This window comes from Pseudomonas sp. 1176_21 (genome assembly GCF_052850635.1).
In genome coordinates this window covers 522,921-540,732 of the sequence record NZ_VXCV01000004.1, presented here as the reverse complement: position 1 = coordinate 540,732, position 17,812 = coordinate 522,921, and the positions used below count along the sequence as shown (strand labels likewise).

The 17,812-nt window shown below is 64.2% G+C and carries 15 protein-coding genes; 12 read left to right on the top strand and 3 right to left on the bottom strand.

Annotated elements, in window-relative coordinates; translation table 11 throughout:
• From FW760_RS13305 to FW760_RS13270, 8 genes are all read left to right on the top strand, one after another.
• Positions 1-254, top strand: a 254-nt coding sequence (locus FW760_RS13305; protein ID WP_446443818.1) for a DUF4115 domain-containing protein, incomplete at its 5' end; no start/stop codon positions are given.
• Positions 255-257: 3 nt separating this feature from the next.
• The gene (gene ispG / locus FW760_RS13300; protein ID WP_043862521.1) at positions 258-1,367 is read left to right on the top strand and encodes a flavodoxin-dependent (E)-4-hydroxy-3-methylbut-2-enyl-diphosphate synthase; all 1,110 of its coding nucleotides are present in this window, start codon (positions 258-260) and stop codon (positions 1,365-1,367) included.
• Positions 1,368-1,395: 28 nt separating this feature from the next.
• Complete coding sequence (hisS, locus tag FW760_RS13295) at positions 1,396-2,685, top strand: histidine--tRNA ligase (RefSeq protein ID WP_054916601.1); 1,290 nt, start codon at positions 1,396-1,398, stop codon at positions 2,683-2,685.
• Between the two features lie 39 nt (positions 2,686-2,724).
• Positions 2,725-3,366, top strand: coding sequence for a YfgM family protein (locus FW760_RS13290; RefSeq protein ID WP_043862519.1), 642 nt, complete (start codon positions 2,725-2,727; stop codon positions 3,364-3,366).
• Complete coding sequence (gene bamB / locus FW760_RS13285) at positions 3,359-4,510, top strand: outer membrane protein assembly factor BamB (protein WP_054916600.1); 1,152 nt, start codon at positions 3,359-3,361, stop codon at positions 4,508-4,510. The genes FW760_RS13290 and bamB overlap by 8 nt, the downstream gene beginning before the upstream one ends.
• A 117-nt stretch (positions 4,511-4,627) precedes the next feature.
• On the top strand, positions 4,628-6,091 hold the full coding sequence (gene der, locus FW760_RS13280) for a ribosome biogenesis GTPase Der (protein ID WP_043862517.1): 1,464 nt from the start codon (positions 4,628-4,630) through the stop codon (positions 6,089-6,091).
• Between the two features lie 145 nt (positions 6,092-6,236).
• Positions 6,237-7,385, top strand: a complete 1,149-nt coding sequence (locus FW760_RS13275) for a pyridoxal phosphate-dependent aminotransferase (RefSeq protein ID WP_043862516.1) — start codon at positions 6,237-6,239, stop codon at positions 7,383-7,385.
• Positions 7,373-8,164 carry an amidohydrolase gene (locus FW760_RS13270; protein ID WP_043862515.1) on the top strand — a complete coding sequence of 264 codons (792 nt, stop codon included), beginning with the start codon at positions 7,373-7,375 and terminating at the stop codon, positions 8,162-8,164. Before FW760_RS13275 ends, FW760_RS13270 begins: the two co-directional genes overlap by 13 nt.
• 78 nt (positions 8,165-8,242) lie before the next feature.
• Here the strand turns inward: FW760_RS13270 and FW760_RS13265 are convergent, their stop codons facing one another.
• Together FW760_RS13265 and FW760_RS13260 are read right to left on the bottom strand one after the other, a co-directional pair.
• Positions 8,243-10,792, bottom strand: coding sequence for a PepSY domain-containing protein (locus FW760_RS13265; protein ID WP_446443817.1), 2,550 nt, complete (start codon positions 10,790-10,792; stop codon positions 8,243-8,245).
• 106 nt (positions 10,793-10,898) lie between these two features.
• Positions 10,899-13,190 carry a TonB-dependent receptor gene (locus tag FW760_RS13260; RefSeq protein ID WP_058541413.1) on the bottom strand — a complete coding sequence of 764 codons (2,292 nt, stop codon included), beginning with the start codon at positions 13,188-13,190 and terminating at the stop codon, positions 10,899-10,901.
• A gap of 217 nt (positions 13,191-13,407) precedes the next feature.
• Between FW760_RS13260 and FW760_RS13255 the strand changes: the two genes are divergently transcribed.
• The 3 genes from FW760_RS13255 (at position 13,408) to FW760_RS13245 (ending at position 15,465) form a co-directional block, all read left to right on the top strand.
• Positions 13,408-14,088, top strand: coding sequence for a Fe2+-dependent dioxygenase (locus FW760_RS13255; protein WP_043862512.1), 681 nt, complete (start codon positions 13,408-13,410; stop codon positions 14,086-14,088).
• Positions 14,089-14,091: 3 nt separating this feature from the next.
• Positions 14,092-14,874: a tetratricopeptide repeat protein gene (locus FW760_RS13250; RefSeq protein WP_446443816.1), complete on the top strand. Its 783-nt coding sequence runs from the start codon at positions 14,092-14,094 to the stop codon at positions 14,872-14,874.
• A gap of 111 nt (positions 14,875-14,985) precedes the next feature.
• Positions 14,986-15,465 carry a hypothetical protein gene (locus FW760_RS13245; protein WP_043862510.1) on the top strand — a complete coding sequence of 160 codons (480 nt, stop codon included), beginning with the start codon at positions 14,986-14,988 and terminating at the stop codon, positions 15,463-15,465.
• 66 nt (positions 15,466-15,531) lie between these two features.
• On the opposite strand, the gene FW760_RS13240 is transcribed toward FW760_RS13245, so the two are convergent.
• On the bottom strand, positions 15,532-16,695 hold the full coding sequence (locus tag FW760_RS13240) for a type III PLP-dependent enzyme (protein ID WP_043862509.1): 1,164 nt from the start codon (positions 16,693-16,695) through the stop codon (positions 15,532-15,534).
• Between the two features lie 620 nt (positions 16,696-17,315).
• Here FW760_RS13240 and FW760_RS13235 point away from each other — a divergent pair.
• Entirely contained in the window at positions 17,316-17,804 is a 489-nt protein-coding gene (locus FW760_RS13235; protein ID WP_043862508.1) for an RNA polymerase sigma factor, read from the top strand.
• Positions 17,805-17,812: the final 8 nt, after the last annotated feature.

Sequence of the window (17,812 nt, the reverse complement as noted above, 5' to 3'; positions counted from 1 at the left end):
CACCGGCTGCCGGCAGCGCCTCGTTGCACATGCAGTTCGTTGCCGATTGCTGGACTTCGGTCACCGACGGCAACGGCAAGGTGCTGGTCAATGCCACCAAGCGCAAGGGCGAGACCCTCGAGCTCACCGGCAAGCCGCCGTTCGCGGTACGCCTGGGCTTTGCCCGTGGCGCACAGATCAGTTTCAACGGCCAGCCCGTCGACGTGGCGCCGTTCACCAGTGGCGAGACTGCTCGCCTGAAGTTGGGACAATAAGTCATGCACGGCGAATCTCCGATCAAACGTCGCGAATCGCGCAAAATCTGGGTAGGTAATGTGCCTGTCGGCGGCGATGCACCCATCGCGGTCCAGAGCATGACCAACACCGACACCAACGACGTCGATGCCACCGTCGCACAGATCACCCGCCTGGTGGATGCCGGCGTCGACATCGTGCGCGTCTCGGTACCGGACATGGACGCGGCCGAAGCCTTCGGCCGCATCAAGCAGCGGGTCAGCGTGCCGCTGGTGGCCGATATCCACTTCGACTACCGCATCGCCTTGCGCGTGGCCGAGCTGGGTGTGGACTGCCTGCGCATCAACCCCGGCAACATCGGCCGTGAAGACCGCGTGCGCGCGGTGGTGGATGCCGCGCGTGATCGCGGTATCCCTATCCGTATCGGCGTCAACGCCGGCTCCCTGGAAAAGGACCTGCAGAAGAAGTACGGCGAGCCCACCCCGGCGGCCCTGGTCGAGTCGGCCATGCGTCACGTGGAGCACCTCGATCGCCTCGACTTCCAGGACTTCAAGGTCAGCGTGAAGGCCTCCGACGTGTTCATGGCCGTCGAGGCCTATCGCCTGCTGGCCAAGCAGATCGTGCAGCCGCTGCACCTGGGCATCACCGAAGCCGGCGGCCTGCGCTCGGGCACGGTGAAATCGGCCGTGGGCCTCGGTATGCTGCTTGCCGAAGGGATTGGCGATACTATCCGCATCTCGCTTGCCGCCGACCCGGTCGAGGAAGTGAAGGTCGGCTACGACATCCTCAAGTCGCTGCACCTGCGTTCGCGTGGCATCAACTTCATCGCCTGCCCGAGCTGCTCGCGGCAGAACTTCGATGTGGTCAAGACCATGAACGAGCTCGAAGGGCGCCTCGAAGACCTGCTGGTACCGCTGGACGTGGCGGTGATCGGCTGTGTGGTCAACGGCCCCGGCGAAGCCAAGGAAGCCCACGTGGGGCTCACCGGCGGCACGCCGAACCTGATCTACATCGATGGCAAGCCGGCGCAGAAGCTGACCAATGACAACCTGGTGGATGAGCTGGAAAAACTCATCCGCCAGAAAGCGGCCGAGAAGGCCGAGGCCGACGCGGCAGTGATTGCCCGCGGTTGACCGACACCGATTTCGTTAAGGATTTACCGTGAGCAAATCGCTGCAAGCCATTCGTGGCATGAACGACATCCTGCCCGAGCAGACCCCGCTGTGGCGCTATTTCGAGAGCACCGTGGCCGGCCTGCTGGACACCTACGGCTATCGCCAGATCCGCACCCCGATCGTTGAGCCGACCGAGCTGTTCAAGCGTTCCATCGGTGAAGTGACCGACATCGTCGAAAAAGAGATGTACACCTTCGCCGACCGCAACGGCGACTCCCTGACCCTGCGCCCCGAAGGCACCGCCGCCTGTGTGCGCGCCGTGCTCGAACACGGCATCAGCGGTGGTGGCCAGGTGCAGAAGCTCTGGTACATCGGCCAGATGTTCCGCCACGAGCGCCCGCAGAAGGGCCGCTATCGCCAGTTCCACCAGATCGGCCTGGAGGTGTTCAACCTCGATGGCCCGGACATCGACGCCGAGCTGATCGTGCTCACCTGGCGCCTGTGGGGCCTGCTGGGCATCCGCGATGCGGTCAAGCTCGAACTCAACAGCCTGGGTACCAGCGAAGCCCGCGGCCGTTACCGTGACGCGCTGGTCGAGTTCCTCTCGGCGCGCCTGGAGCAACTGGACGAAGACAGCCAACGTCGCCTCAAGACCAACCCGCTGCGCATCCTCGACAGCAAGGACGCCAACACCCAGGCGGCGCTGGTGGGTGCACCGAAGCTCGAAGACTACCTGGACGAAGAATCGCGCGTGCACTTCGAGGGCCTCAAGGCTCGTCTGGACGCCGCCGGCATTCCGTTCGTGATCAACACCAAGCTGGTGCGTGGCCTGGACTACTACAGCAAGACCGTGTTCGAGTGGGTCACCGACAAGCTCGGTTCCCAGGGCACCGTATGTGCCGGTGGCCGCTACGACGGCCTGGTCGAGCAGATGGGCGGCAAGCCGACCCCGGGCGTGGGTTTTGCCATGGGCATCGAGCGTCTGCTGCTGCTGATCGAGACCCTGGGCCAGGTGCCCGAGTCGATTTCGCGTCAGATCGACGTCTACCTGTGCGCCTTTGGCGAACAGGCCGAACTCGCCGGGCTGGCCCTGAGCGAGCGTCTGCGTGACCGCCTGCCGGGCTTGCGCCTGCAGGTCAATGCCGGTGGCGGCAGCTTCAAGAGCCAGTTCAAGAAGGCCGACAAGAGCAACGCTCTGTATGCCTTGATCCTGGGGGACGACGAACTGGCGCAACAAGTGGTAGGTTTCAAACCCCTGCGTGGTCAGGGCGAACAACAAAACATTGCCTGGGATGCTCTGGCCGAGCACCTGGAAGCTTCCCTCGCGCAGGCGTGAAGCGGGTCAACAGCCGATTTGGTGAAAAGGAGTATTGGGGTGTCGAGTAGCGATGATGAACAACTGGCCGCATTCAAGGATTGGTGGCAGCGCAACGGCAAACCACTGCTGACCGGTGGCCTGTTGGCGCTGGTGGTAGTGTTGGGCTGGCAGACCTGGCAGAAGTACCAGGGCAACCAGTCCCAAGGTGCTTCGAACCTTTATCAGGCCCTGCTTGAAACCACCCTGACGCCGACCGGCCAGCCGGACATGGCCCAGGTCGCGGACCTGTCGGGCAAGCTCAAGAGCGAGTTCGGCGGCACGGCCTACGCGCAGTACGCCAGCCTGTTCGTGGCCAAGGTCGCGGTCGAGAGCGGCAAGCTCGACGACGCCGCCAGCGAACTGAAAAGCGTGCTCGACAAGCCGGCCGACGCCACCCTGGGCGAAATTGCCCGTCAGCGCCTGGCCCGTGTACTGGCCGCGCAGAACAAGGTCGATGACGCCCTGAAGCTGCTCGATGGCGATGCCGACAAGGCCTTCCTGGCCAGCCGTGAAGAACTCAAGGGCGACCTGCTGGTACAGCTGGGTCGCGCCGATGATGCTCACGCCGCGTATCAGAAGGCCAAGGCCGCGCTGTCGGATGACGCCGCGATCGGTGGCCTGCAACTCAAGCTCGACGACCTTGCCAAAGGGGATGCGTGACGTGATCGGTTGGAAACATGCAGCAGTGCTGGCCGTGGCCCTTCTGGCCGTTGGTTGCAGCAGCAACAGCAAAAAGGAACTGCCGCCGGCCGAGCTGACCAAGTTCACCGAAGAGGTGGTACTGAAGAAGCAGTGGAGCCGTTCGATCGGTGACGGCCAGGGCGAGAGCTTCAACATGCTCGTCCCGGCCATCGAGAACGACCGCATCTACGCCGCCGATGTGACCGGCGTGGTGATGGCGCTGGACCGCATGAACGGCGACGTGATCTGGAAGAAAGACCTCGACCTGCCGGTATCCGGTGCGGTGGGTGTCGGCTACGGCCTGGTCATGCTCGGCACCCTCAAGGGTGAAGTGATCGCCATGGATGCCAGCACCGGCGAAGAAAAGTGGCGTGCGCGGGTCACCAGTGAAGTACTGGCGCCCCCGGCGACCAACGGTGACGTGGTGGTGGTGCAGACCCAGGACGATCGCGTGATCGGCCTGGATGCCAGCACCGGCGACCGCCGCTGGATCTACGAAAGCACCCCGGCCGTACTGACCCTGCGCGGTACCGGTGCGCCGATCGTGACCAACCGCCTGGCCGTGGCCGGCCTCTCGACCGGCAAGGTCGTGGCGCTGGACACCCAGAACGGCGTGCCGGTCTGGGAGCAACGTGTTGCCGTTCCGCAAGGGCGTTCCGAGCTGGACCGCGTGGTGGATATCGACGGCGGCCTGCTGCTGTCGGGCGGTGTGCTGTACGTGGCCAGCTACCAGGGGCGTGTCGCCGGCCTCGAGCTGGAAAGCGGTCGCGTGCTGTGGCAGCGCGATGCCTCCAGCTATGCCGGTGTGGCCCAGGGCTTTGGCAACGTCTACGTGAGCCTGGCGTCCGGTACGGTCGAAGGCATCGACGAGCGTTCTTCGTCGGCGCTGTGGAGCAACGACTCGCTGGCCCGTCGCCAGCTGTCGGCACCGGAAGTGTTCTCCAGCTACGTGGCCGTGGGTGACCTGGAAGGTTACCTGCACCTGCTGAGCCAGGTGGACGGCCGCTTCGTGGGGCGCGAGCGCATCGACAGCGATGGCCTGCGTGCACGCCCGCTGGTGGTAGGTGACATGATTTATGTGTTTGGCAACAGCGGCAAACTCGAGGCGCTGACCATTCGCTGAGTCTATGCTTGAGGCCTGCGGGCCTCGGGCTGCGGCGCCTTCGGGGCGCCGCCCGAACTCCGGCCGCTGCACTGCAGCGGCCTTTGTATTTTTTGAATTCAAGCAGTGGAGAGCCGCATGGTTCCCGTAATCGCCCTGGTGGGCCGACCGAACGTCGGCAAATCTACAATGTTCAACCGCCTGACCAGGACCCGCGATGCCATCGTTGGCGACCTGTCTGGCCTGACCCGTGACCGTCAATATGGCGAGGCGCGCTGGCAAGGGCGCTCCTACATCCTGGTCGACACCGGTGGTATCTCCGGTGACGAACATGGCATGGACGAAAAAATGGCCGAGCAGTCGCTGCTGGCCATCGAAGAAGCCGATGTGGTGCTGTTCCTGGTCGATGCCCGTGCCGGTCTGACCGCTGCCGACCAGATGATTTCCGAGCACCTGCGCAAGCGCAACAAGCGCTCGTTCCTGGTGGCCAACAAGATCGACAACATCGACCCGAACACCGCCATTGCCGAGTTCGCCCCCCTGGGTATGGGCAACGCCATCGGCGTGGCCGGCGCCCAGGGCCGTGGCGTGAACAACCTGCTCGAGGCTGTGCTCAGCGACTTCCCGCGGGACAAGGAAGAAGAAGAGATCGACATGAACGTCGCCGAGGGCGAGGAAGCCGTGCGCATTCCTGGCCCCAGCGAGAAGGATGGCATCAAGATCGCCATCATCGGTCGCCCCAACGTCGGCAAGTCGACCCTGGTCAACCGCATGCTCGGTGAAGACCGTGTGATCGTGTACGACCAGCCCGGCACCACCCGCGACAGCATCTACATTCCCTTCGAGCGCAATGACGAGAAGTACACGCTGATCGACACCGCCGGTGTGCGCAAGCGCGGCAAGATCCACGAGGAAGTCGAAAAGTTCTCGGTGGTCAAGACCCTGCAGGCGATCAAGGACGCCAACGTGGTGATCTTCGTCATGGATGCCCGCGAAGGCGTGGTGGACCACGACCTGAACCTGCTGGGCTTCGCCCTGGAAGCCGGTCGCGCCATCGTGATCGCGCTCAACAAGTGGGACGGCATGCAGCCGGGCGAGCGTGACTACGTGAAGACCGAGCTGGAACGACGGCTGTTTTTCGTCGACTTCGCCGACATTCACTTCATTTCGGCACTGCACGGCACTGGCGTGGGCAACCTGTACCAGTCGGTGCAGAACTCGTTCAAGTCGGCGGTCACCCGCTGGCCGACCAGCCGCCTGACGCAGATCCTCGAAGACGCGGTCAGCGAGCACCAGCCGCCGATGGTCAACAGCCGTCGCATCAAGCTGCGCTATGCCCACCTGGGGGGTGCCAACCCGCCGATCATCGTGATCCACGGCAACCAGGTGGAGAAGGTGCCCAAGTCCTACTCGCGCTACCTGGAAAACACCTACCGCCGTGTGCTCAAGCTGGTCGGTACGCCGATTCGCATCGAGTACAAGGGTGGCGAGAACCCGTACGAAGGCAACAAGAACACCCTGACCGACCGCCAGGTCAACAAGAAGCGTCGCCTGATGTCGCACCACAAGAAGTCGGCCAAGAAGCGCAAGGACAAGCGCTGATGGTGCGGGAGCCGGCCTTGCCGGCGAAATGGGCAGCGCGGATCAACTGAACCGCGCTTACCCTTTCGCCAGCAACGCTGGCTCCTACAACCTGGCGGTCCAATCCGCTATGCTCGGAGCCTGACCGCGCAGGAAAGAGGGCTCCATGATCAGCAGCAAGTTGCCGAACGTCGGCACCACCATCTTTACCACCATGTCCCAGCTCGCCGTGCAAACCGGCGCCCTGAACCTGTCCCAGGGCTTTCCCGATTTCAACGGCCCGCAAGCGCTGCTGGACGCGGTAGGGCGGCACATCGGTGCCGGCCACAACCAGTATTCCCCCATGACCGGCCTGCCGGCCCTGCGTCAGCAGGTAGCGGCCAAGGTCGCTCGCCAGTATGGCGTGACGGTCGATGCCGACCACGAGGTGACCATCACCCCCGGCGCCACGGCCGCGATCTTCTGCGCCATCCACGCGGTGATCCGCCCCGGCGACGAAGTCATCGTCTTCGACCCCTGCTACGACAGCTACGAACCCGCCGTGGAACTGGCCGGTGGCCGTTGCGTGCACGTGCAACTGGGCGCCGACAGCTTTGCCATCGACTGGCAGAAACTCAGCGATGCGCTGAGCCCGCGTACCCGCATGATCGTCATCAACTCGCCGCACAACCCCAGCGGCGCGCTGATTACCCGTGCCGAGCTGGACCAGCTGGCGGCGCTGATCGCCGACCGTGACATCTATGTGCTCAGCGACGAGGTGTACGAGCACCTGGTGTACGACGGCGCGCGCCACGCCAGCGTGCTGGCCCACGAGGCCCTGTACGCGCGGGCCTTCGTGGTCAGTTCGTTCGGCAAGACCTACCACGTGACCGGCTGGAAGACCGGCTATGTGATCGCGCCGCCAGCCCTGAGTGCCGAGTTGCGCAAGGTGCATCAGTACGTCAACTTCTGCGGCGTGACACCGCTGCAGTGGGCGCTGGCCGATTTCATGGCCGAGCACCCGGAACATGTCGAAGAGCTGCCGGCGTTCTACCAGGCCAAGCGCGACCTGTTCTGTGGCCTGCTGCAAGGCTCTCGCTTCCAGTTCAAGCCGGTGGCCGGTACGTATTTCCAGCTGGTGGACTATTCGGCGATTCGCCCGGACCTCGACGACGTGCAGATGTCGGTATGGCTGACCCGCGAACACGGCGTGGCGACCATTCCGGTGTCGGTGTTCTACCAGCAACCCATTCCCGAGCAGCGCCTGGTGCGCCTGTGTTTCGCCAAACGCGAGGAGACGCTGCGTCAGGCAGCGGAAAAACTATGCGCGATCTGAGTACATTGCCCAACCTGACCGTGGCGCTGGTGCAGACCAGCCTGGCCTGGCAGGACCGCATGGCCAACTACGAGCATTTCGAGGTGCTGCTGGAGCAGGCCCGCGGCGCGGACCTGATCATCCTGCCGGAGATGTTCACCACCGGTTTTTCGATGGACTCCGAAAGCCTGGCCGAGCCGGAAAACGGCCCCACCTACAAATGGCTCAAGAGCCAGGCCAGGAAGCTCGATGCCGTGGTGACCGGCAGCGTGATCATCCAGGCCGAGGACGGCAGCCACCGCAACCGCCTGCTGTGGGCGCGCCCGGACGGCGAGATCCTGTTCTACGACAAGCGCCACCTGTTCCGCATGGCCGGCGAGCACAAGCATTACACCCCCGGCGAGCGCCAGGTGCAGTTCGAGCTCAAGGGGTGGCGGGTGCGCCCGCTGATCTGCTACGACCTGCGCTTCCCGGTGTGGAGCCGCGATGCACAGGACACCGACCTGCTGCTGTACACCGCCAACTGGCCGGCGGCGCGGCGACTGCACTGGAACCGCCTGTTGCCGGCAAGGGGCATCGAGAACCTGTGCTACGTGGCGGCGGTGAACCGCGTGGGCACCGATGGCAAGGGCTTTGGTTACAGCGGCGACAGCCAGGTGCTGGACTTCCAGGGCGAGAGCCTGCTCAGTGCCGGCGAGGCCGACGGCGTGTTCACCGTGGTGCTGAGTGCGGCGGACCTTGCCGCATACCGCACGCGGTTCCCGGCCAACCTGGATGCCGATACCTTCGACCTGCACTGACCCCTTCGCCGGCAAGGCCGGCGCCTACGGGCATCCACCAGCCCCGTAGGCGCCGGCCTTGCCGGCAAAGAGTGACGCTCAATACACATCCCGCCGGTACCGCCCCAGCTCGATCAACTGCTCAAGCTCTTCAGCCCCCAGCACCTCGGCCAGCACCGCATCCACACCCGCCGCCATGCCTTCAAGGCTGCCACAGATATAGATCGACGCTCCCTCCGCCAGCCATCGGCGCAGCTCATCAGCCTGTTCGCGCAGCCGATCCTGCACATACACCTTCTGCGCCTGGTCCCGCGAGAACGCCAGGTCCAGCCGCGCCAGTTCACCACTTGCCAGCCAGCCCTGCAGTTCCTCCTCGCACAGGAAGTCATGCGCCCGGTTACGCTCGCCAAACAGCAGCCAGTTGCGTTGCTCGCCGTCCACGATTCGCGCCCTCAGCAGGCTGCGCAACCCGGCCAGCCCGGTACCGTTGCCGATCAGGATCATCGGTGCCGGAGCCGTCGGCAGATGGAAACCGCTGTTGCGGCGCAACCGCACGCTCACGCTCGCGCCCAGCACCAGGTGTTCGGTCAGCCAGCCCGAGCCCAGGCCCAGCGTGCCGTCCGGATGACGCTCCTGGCGCACGATCAGCTCCAGCACACCGTCACTGGCAATCGAGGCGATGGAGTATTCGCGCGCTGCCACCGGGATCAACGCATCCACCAGCGCCTGCGCGTGCAGGCCGATCAGGTGGCCGCGGCTGGCCGGCAACAGCCGCCCGCCCAGTGCATGGTCCAGGCGCTCCTCCAGGCCGTCCACCCGCACAGGCGTGTGAGGCTCAAGGCCAAGCCCGTCGAGCAACGCCTTGACCGTCGAACCGGCATTGCGCGGCAGTACATCGACCAGGTCCCCGGCATCCCAGCGCTCTGGCTGCGACGGTTGCAGGCCGAGCAGGTACACCGGTGCGCCCTGGCTGCCGGGGTTGAGCAGCTCGCGCCGGGTCAAGGTCCAGGCGCTGAACTGCGGCGGCTGCCAGGCAGACAGCGGCGCTGCGCCGGTCAATGCCGCCAACTGCTGCTGCCATTGCTGCAAGGCAGCAGGATCTGCACTGTCGACTTCCACGGCAGAGAAACTGGCGGTGGCGCCGCGAGCCTCCAGCCAGTGCTGCAAGCTGCGCGCAAACCCGCAGAAATGCGGGTACTGGCGGTCACCCAGTGCGAGCAGGGCGTAGTTCAGGTTACCCAGCGTCCACGGCTGGCCAAGCACCTTGCGCTCGAAGCCGCGGGCGCTGTCCGGCGCCTCGCCGTCGCCAAAGGTGCTGACCACGAACAGCGCGCGTTGCGCCTGCTGCAGATCGGTTTCGGTCAGCGTCGCCAGGGGCTGCACGCGCACCGCCAGGCCCGCCGCCTGCAGTTGCCCGGCGCTCTGCCAGGCCAGTTGTTCGGCGAAGCCGCTCTGGCTGGCAAACCCCACCAGCCATCCGTTGCCTGTGTCGCCGGCCGGGTTCAGCCCCTTGCGGGCCTCGCGTACCTGGCGCTTCTTGCGCCTGCGGTCCAGGTACAGCAGCCAGCCGGTGATGAAGAACAGCGGCATGCTCAGGCTGGCGAGGGTCACCAGGATGCGCCCGGTGAGCCCGAAGTAGCTGCCCACATGCAGGGCATACACGCTGGCCAGCAGCTGCGCCTTGAACGACTTGTCGGCGTAGCGATCGTGCTGGCGTACCACGCCGGTGGCCGGGTCCAGGCTCAGGGTGTTGAGCGCGCGCTCGTGCTCGGCGTTGTCGAGCAGGTAGAACAGGGTGGCGGGCTGGCCGCCGGCCGGTGGCAGGCGCAGGTTGTAGGTGCGCAGGCCCGGGCCGGCCGCTGCCTGCAGGCTGGTCCAGATGGCGTCGTAGTCCACCACCAGCGGCGCCGCATCCTTGCCGGGTGCGGGCGGGCGGCCACGGCCTTCGCCGCGCTTGCGCTGTTCGCCAGCGGCCGGTGCATCGCCCAGCAACCGGTTCAGCCCCTCGCGGTACCACTCGTAGGACCAGAACAACCCGGTCAGGGCAAACAGCAGGTAGAACAGCAGGCACCAGGTACCGGCCACCGCGTGCAGGTCCCAGTTGAAGGCACGACCTTTCTTCGCCCAGTCCAGGGTCAGCCAGGTTCGCCAGTTCAGCGCCTGACGCGGCCAGCGCAGGTACAGCCCCGACAGGCAGAAGAAGATCAGCATCAGGGTACAGGCGCCGGTGATCTGCCGGCCGGTGTCGCCCATGGCGAGGAAGCGGTGCAACTGCAGCATCAGGTCGAAGAATCCCTGGCCACTGACCGGGGGCTGCAGCTTGCCGGTGTAGGGGTCGGCATAGCGCAGGGTGCCGCGGCGCTCGCCCGGCGGTGGGGTGAAGAAGATGCGCGCAGCTTCGTCGCTGCGCACGTTCACCCACAGCATCGACACCTTGTCGCCCTGTTCGGCCTCGACGCGGCGCACCAGTTCGGCCGGCGGCAGCACGCCTTCGTCGCGCACCTGCACCTTGAGCACCTGTGGGTTGAACAGGCGCAGCAATTCGTCCTGGAACGACCAGGTTGCCCCGGTCACTCCCATCAGCGCCAGCACCAGCCCGGCGGTGATGCCGAAGAACCAGTGCAGTTGAAACAGGCTTTTCTTCACCACATCGACCACCTTGTGTTGCGGGTTGCGTGAATGCGCCGCGCATTATGCCTTGATACACAAAGGCCCCGATCACCGAAGTGAACGGGGCCGGGCCTGCCAGCTGCCGTCAGAAGTGGAAGCTGGTGGTCAGCAGCGCCGTGCGACCGGCCGCCTGGTTGGCGTAGTGCGCCGCGTAGGCCTTGTCGTAGTAGACCTCGTTGGTGAGGTTCTGCACGTTCAGCTGCAGGTCGACGTTCTTGGTCAGCTTGTAGCTGGCCATGGCGTCGTAGCGCCAGTACGAATCGACCATCACGCTGTTGGTCACGTTGCCGAACACGTCGTCGACGTAGAAGGCACCACCGCCGAGGGTGAGTTTTGGCGTGACGTTGTAGGTGGTCCACAGGGTCAGGCTGTTGTTCGGCGTGTTGGGCATCTGGTTGCCGTCGTTGTAGCCGTCCACCAGCACACCGCCGACCGACTGCGCGCCACCGTCGACCAGCTTGGCGTCCATGTAGGTGTAGCCGGCGAATACCTGCCAGTCATTGGTCAGCTTGCCGGTGGCGGTCAGCTCCAGGCCATCGACGCGGCTCTTGCCGGCGTTCTGGTAGGTGTTGGCATCGACCAGTACGCGGGCGTTTTCCTTCTCGGTGCGGAAGATCGCGGCGGTCAGGTTCAGACGCTGATCGAGCAGGTCCCACTTGGTGCCGATTTCGTAGTTGGTGGTCTCTTCGGCCTTCAGGTCGCTGGTTGTGGTCGGCGTCAGCAGCGGGTTGCCGTCGCTGCCTTCACCCAGCGAAGCGCCGGCCGGGGTGGCCGAGGTCGCATACGAGATGTACACGCTGCCGTTGTCGGTCGGCTTCCAGGTCAGGCCCAGCTGGCCGGTCACGAACTCGCTGGTGTCTTCGGTCTTGAAGCTGGTCGCACCGCCCGCCACCTTGGTCTTGGCCTTGGTGTCGAAGTGGTCGTAGCGCAGGCCCATGGTCAGCAGCCAGGCCGGGTTCAGCTCCAGGGTATCGGTCAGGTAGATGGCGCGGGTGCTGCTGGTGGTGTCGGCGCCGGCATCGGTACGGGTCACGTCGCCGCCCCAGGCCTCGTTCGGGTTGGGATTGGGGAACGAGGTGCACACACCCGGGATCTGGCCGGTGGCCGAAGAGCAGTTGCCGGAACGGAAGCCGGTGATGTCGTAGCCTTCCTTGGTGGAGGCCTCGCGGCTCAGCTCGATACCGGTGGAGAAGGTGTTCTTGAACCCGCCGATGTACACCTCGCCGAACAGGTCGGTCTGGTTGGTGGTGGTGCGGGTGTTGGCCACGCGGTTGTTCGGGCGGCGCCAGACTTCACCGTTGAGGATGTTGCCCTTGCTGTCGTCGGGCTGGCTGTAGATGAAGTCTTGCAGGGTGTTGCCGTGGCGCAGGGTGTTCTTGAGGGTCAGCGCATCGTTCAGGTCGTGCTCGACGGCGATGGTCGCGATATCGGCACGGGTCTTGTAGAAGTCGCGATCGACCAGGCCGTAGTAGTTGCTGCTGCGGCCGCCATCGTCAGGCTTGTCCGGGTTGGCCGAGGTGCGCCCGGCGGTGCTGCCCGAGCGCAGGCCGTAGGGGATGCCCGAATCCGGCAGGTCGTCGCTCTCCACGTGGTAGTAGTCCAGGCTCACGCGGGTCGGGGTACCCAGGCCGAATACCAGGGACGGGGCCACGCCCCAGCGGTCGTAGTTGACCTCGTCGCGACCGGCCACGTTGCTTTCGTGGCTCATCAGGTTCAGGCGAAACGCTGCGGTGTCGAGGAACTGGTAGTTGCCATCGAAGGTGTAGCGCTTGGTCTGGTCCGAGCCCCAGGTGAAGGCACCGTCGGTGCTGTTGCCCAGGTGGGCCTTCTTGGTCACCAGGTTGATGGTGCCACCGGCTGCACCGCGCCCGCCGATGGTCGAGTTGGGGCCCTTGGCCACTTCAACCGATTCGATGGCGAAGATCTCGCGGGTCTGCGAGCCCACGTCACGCACGCCGTCCAGGTACATCGAGCCTTGCGAGTCGAAGCCGCGAATGAACGGGCGATCGCCCGACGGGTTGCCGCCTTCGCCGGCGCCCATGGTGATGCCCGGCACGGTACGCAGGGCATCCTGCAGGGTCAGGGCGTTGGTGTCCTTGATGACCTGTTGCGGCACCACGGTCACGCTGCGCGGGATGTCCACCAGCGGCGCCGTGTACTTCTGCGATGAGGACTTCTCGACCTTGTAGTCGGTGCTGGCGGTATCGGCCTGGCCATTGATGCTGGTGGCATCCAGCGCGATCGAGCCGCTTGTGGCCGGGGCTGCGTCGGCCGCATAGGCCAGGTGGCCGGCGGACGTGGCGCTCAACGCGACCCCGATGGCAGAAGCAAGCAGGCGTGGTGAACTGACAGCGGTAGGCACGTAATGGCGCGACATCGGAAGGTCCCCAAGGTGTGAAGGCGCCGAAATATAATGTAAACAAATATGAGTAACAATTGAGATCAATTGCTATTCGTACTGAATTTACATTCTTTACACCTTTGTGTGGCGGTTTATGCCTGCTGAAACGTCCCGCCCCTCGCAAGGGGCTTGTACTGGTTCAATAAGAATCAATACCATTGACGCCCTTTAGCCGACCCCTGGTGCCTGCGCCATGCTTTTACACATTCCCGGCCTGTTCACCCGCGAAGAAGTGCAGCGTATTCGCCAGGCGCTGGAGCAGGCCGATTGGGCCGACGGCAAGATCACCGCGGGCTACCAGTCGGCCAAGGCCAAGCACAACCTGCAGTTGCCCGAGGCGCACCCGCTGGCCAAGGAAATCGGCAGCGCGATGATCGAGCGCCTGTGGAGCAACCCGCGCTTCATGTCGGCGGCGCTGCCGTTCAAGGTGTTCCCACCGTTGGTCAACTGCTACCGCGAAGGGGGCAGCTTCGGCTTTCACATCGACAACGCCATCCGCCAGCCGCGCGGCAGCCATGAGCGGGTACGTACCGACCTGTCGTCGACACTGTTCTTCAGCGACCCCGACGAATACGACGGTGGCGAGCTGGAGATCCAGGACACCTATGGCCTGCAGCAGGTCAAGCTGGCGGCAGGCGACATGGTGCTGTACCCCGGCACCAGCCTGCACAAGGTCAACCCGGTAACCCGCGGGGCGCGCTATGCGGCGTTTTTCTGGACCCAGAGCATGGTGCGCGAGGACAGCCAGCGGGCCTTGCTGTTCGAGATGGACAACGCCATCCAGCAGCTCACGGTGGATGTGCCCGACCACCCGTCGCTGATTCAGCTCACCGGCACCTACCACAACCTGCTGCGCCGCTGGGCAGAGGTCTGAGCCGTGACCTTCAGCCTGCGTCGCGAAGAACAGGTCGATATCGACCAGTTGCATCAACTCATCGAACACAGTCCGGGCAAGGCGGCCCAGGCCCTGCTGGCGGCTGCCGCGCAGAACGTTGTCGAGGCCCAGTTGCTGCTGGGGCAGATCCTGCTCGACGGGCGTGGCATCGAGCAGGACCCGGCACTGGCGCGGACCTGGTTCGGCATTGCCGCCCGCCAGGGCAGTGCGATGGGGCACAACATGCTCGGGCGCTGCCTGGAGCATGGGTGGGGAGGGCAGGCCGACCTGGCGGCGGCGGCCGCTCACTACCGTGCGGCCGCTGCCGCAGGGCTGGACTGGGGCCAGTACAACCTGGCCAACCTGCTGGCCACGGGGCGGGGTGTGGGCCAGGACCATGCTGCGGCCCTGCACCTGTATCAGCAGGCCGCCCACGCCGGCCACGCCAAGTCGATGAACCTGCTGGGACGTTACCTGGAGCAGGGGCTGGCCTGCGCGGCCGACCGGCACGCCGCCATGCACTGGTATCGTCTTTCTGCCGAGGCCGGCGATTTTCGCGGGCAGTTCAGCCATGCGGCGATCCTCGCCGAGCAAGGCCACATGGAGCAGTCGCTGGTGTGGCTGCAAAAGGCCCTGGAGCAGGGTAACGGCAACTTCCTGCGTGCTGCAGTGGCCAGCCTGGAGCAGGCCGAGCAGCCGCAGATCCAGGCGATGGCGGGGGCCTATCGGCAGCGTCTGGAGCAGGTGTCGCGGCAGGCCACGGAAAGCCTTCACTCTCGGGTTTAGCCTGCCGCCTTTCTATGCTCGATCACTCCCATGCTTCTCAAGGAAGATCGACCATGAACAGCAACCACCGTATTGCCAGTCACCCGGGCCTTGCCTGCGCAGGGGGTCGCCATGAGTGACACCTGGAATTTCTCGTTCATCGCCAGCCTCTACTCGGTGACGCCGGGCCACAAGGGCCGTATCGGTATCAGCCTGGTCGAAGGCGGCATCGACAACGATGGCTGGTTGCAGGTGATGACCGACACCCGGCTCATCAAGCCGGTCAATTTTCGTTTCGACTACGTCTCCCACACCGACCGGCGCATTACCTACAACATCTCCAGCTCTTCGGATACCGGGTTCTATCGGGGCGCGGCGGTGGGCAAGAACTTCAATCACTATGTGGGCCTGTTCCCGGGGGGTACCAGCGAGCCCTGGCTGGTCAAGCCCTTGGGGGAGTGGGGCGACCATGACGTGCTGCGACTGAAGCTCTATGACACCTACGAGTGCAGCATCGGCAACTACCGTCACTCCGACGGCATGGATTACCTGAATGTGATCAGCGGGGAGAACCTCGAGTTCGAGGCACATGTACTGCGTGTGCTGAGCTGACCGCGTGGGCCCATGAAAAAAGGCGACGGTAGCAACCGTCGCCTTTCGTGTGCAGCTGACCCGTGGTTACAGGTAGTACGCCTTCAGCGGCGGGAAGCCGTTGAACTCCACCGCGCTGTAGCTGGTGGTGTAGGCGCCGGTCGACAGCCAGTACAGGCGGTCACCGATGGCCAGGTTCAGCGGCAGGCCGTACTTGTAGTGTTCGTACATGATGTCGGCGCTGTCGCAGGTCGGGCCGGCGATCACCACCTCTTCCATCTCGCCTTTCTTTTCGGTCCAGATCGGGAACTTGATCGACTCGTCCATGGTTTCGATCAGGCCGGAGAACTTGCCCACGTCGGTGTAAACCCAGCGCTCCACGGCGGTACGCGACTTGCGCGCCACCAGCACCACTTCGCTGACCAGGATGCCGGCGTTGGCGATCAGCGAGCGGCCAGGCTCCAGGATGATTTCCGGCAGGTCGTCGCCGAAGTCTTCCTTGAGAAAGCGAATGATCTCTTCGGCGTAGGTTTCCAGGCTGTTGGTACGGGTGATGTAGTTGGCCGGAAAGCCGCCACCCATGTTGATCAACTTGAGCACGATGCCGTCTTCTTCCTTCAGGCGCTCGAAGATCACCTTGACCTTGGCGATGGCCGCATCCCACACGCTGATGTCGCGCTGCTGCGAACCCACGTGGAAGGAAATGCCGTAAGGCACCAGGCCCAGGTCGCGGGCCAGGATCAGCAGGTCCATGGCCATGTCGGTCTGGCAGCCGAACTTGCGCGACAGCGGCCAGTCGGCGGTGGTGGAGCCTTCGGTAAGGATGCGTACATACACTTTCGAGCCCGGTGCGGCCTTGGCGATATTGCGCAGGTCGGCTTCGGAGTCGGTGGCGTACAGGCGCACGCCCTTCTCGTAGAAGTAGCGGATGTCCTTGGATTTCTTGATGGTGTTGCCGTAGCTGATGCGCTCCGGGCCGATGCCGCGGGCCATCACCTTGTCCAGCTCGTAGATCGAGGCGATGTCGAAGTTCGAGCCCTTGTCCTTGAGCAGGTCGATGATTTCGACCGCAGGGTTGGCCTTGACCGCGTAGTACACCTTGGCGAATTCGAAACCGGCGCGCAGGTCGTCATAGGCCTTGCTGATCATGGCCGTGTCGATGAGCACGAACGGGGTTTCTTGCTTGTCGGCGAACGCCTTCATTTTGTTGAAGGTATCGCGTGCGAAGTAGTCTTCGACCTGGATCGACATGCTGGGGGACTCCATGGGCAAACTGAATGAATAAGTGGCTGCAACTGAGCGCCCTCCGTATCCCCACTTTGGTTCGCCTACTTCCCAAGGCATGTCGCCGAAAGCAAAAAGGTCAACCGGGTCGCAGAAGCTGCGCAGCGGGTGACCTTGCTGTCTCGTCGTCAGTACTTGAGCCGGATGGATCGTTTCCAGCATGGACGCTCGGCGCGAACTTTAGGACCTGAAGGATTCAAGATCAACAAAAAATCTCGCGTTTTTTCGCTACGCTGACGCACGTTGCAGACACCCCTCGTTTTAACCGACCCGGATGACAGGCAGATGTTCCCGAAGTTTTGCGAAGCGTTAAAAATACCCGCACGTTCGCAGCTTTTGCAGGCCAACTCAGCTAAAACAACGATGGCGTCAACTTCGGCGACGATGGCCCCAAAAGGTTGGGCAAGCGCACGCAAACAGCTTGAACGGGCAGGGCACGGGCACCGTTCACAGCGGGGCGTGTGTGCATATTTTTAGCCGCTCGCATGGGCGCTGTTGCAGGGCAATCGCCCGGCGGTGATTGCCGGGTTTAATAAGAAACATTACTATTCGCAACCTCCCTCCCGCCTAGCGACGACCCCCGCACCGTGTCTCGACACAAAGGCTTCCTCGACCACTACCATGAGCTGATCGGCACCTGGACGCGCAAGCTGCGCAGTCGTCAGCAGGCCGAGGACCTCGCGCACGATGCCTTTGTGCGGGTGCTGGAAAACCCCGCCCTGCCAGTCGAGCAGCCGCGCGCCTATCTGCACCAGACGGCACGCAACATTGCCGTGGACGGCTACCGGCGCGAAGACCGGCGCCAGGCCCTGGAGCAGGAAGGGCTGGACCTGTCGCCCACCCCGGGCGATGACCCCGAGGCCTATGTGCATGCACTGGAGCTGGCCGACAGCGTGGAACGCGCCCTGGCCGAGCTGCCGCTCAACTGCCGCAAGGTGTTCATCTGGCAGAAGCTCGAAGGCCTGACCCAGGCCGAGATCGCCGAGCGCATGGGCTTGACCAAGAACATGGTCGAAAAGTATATGATCCGCACGCTCCGGCATCTGCGTGAGCACCTGGATGTGTCAACGAGATGAGTCAGGCA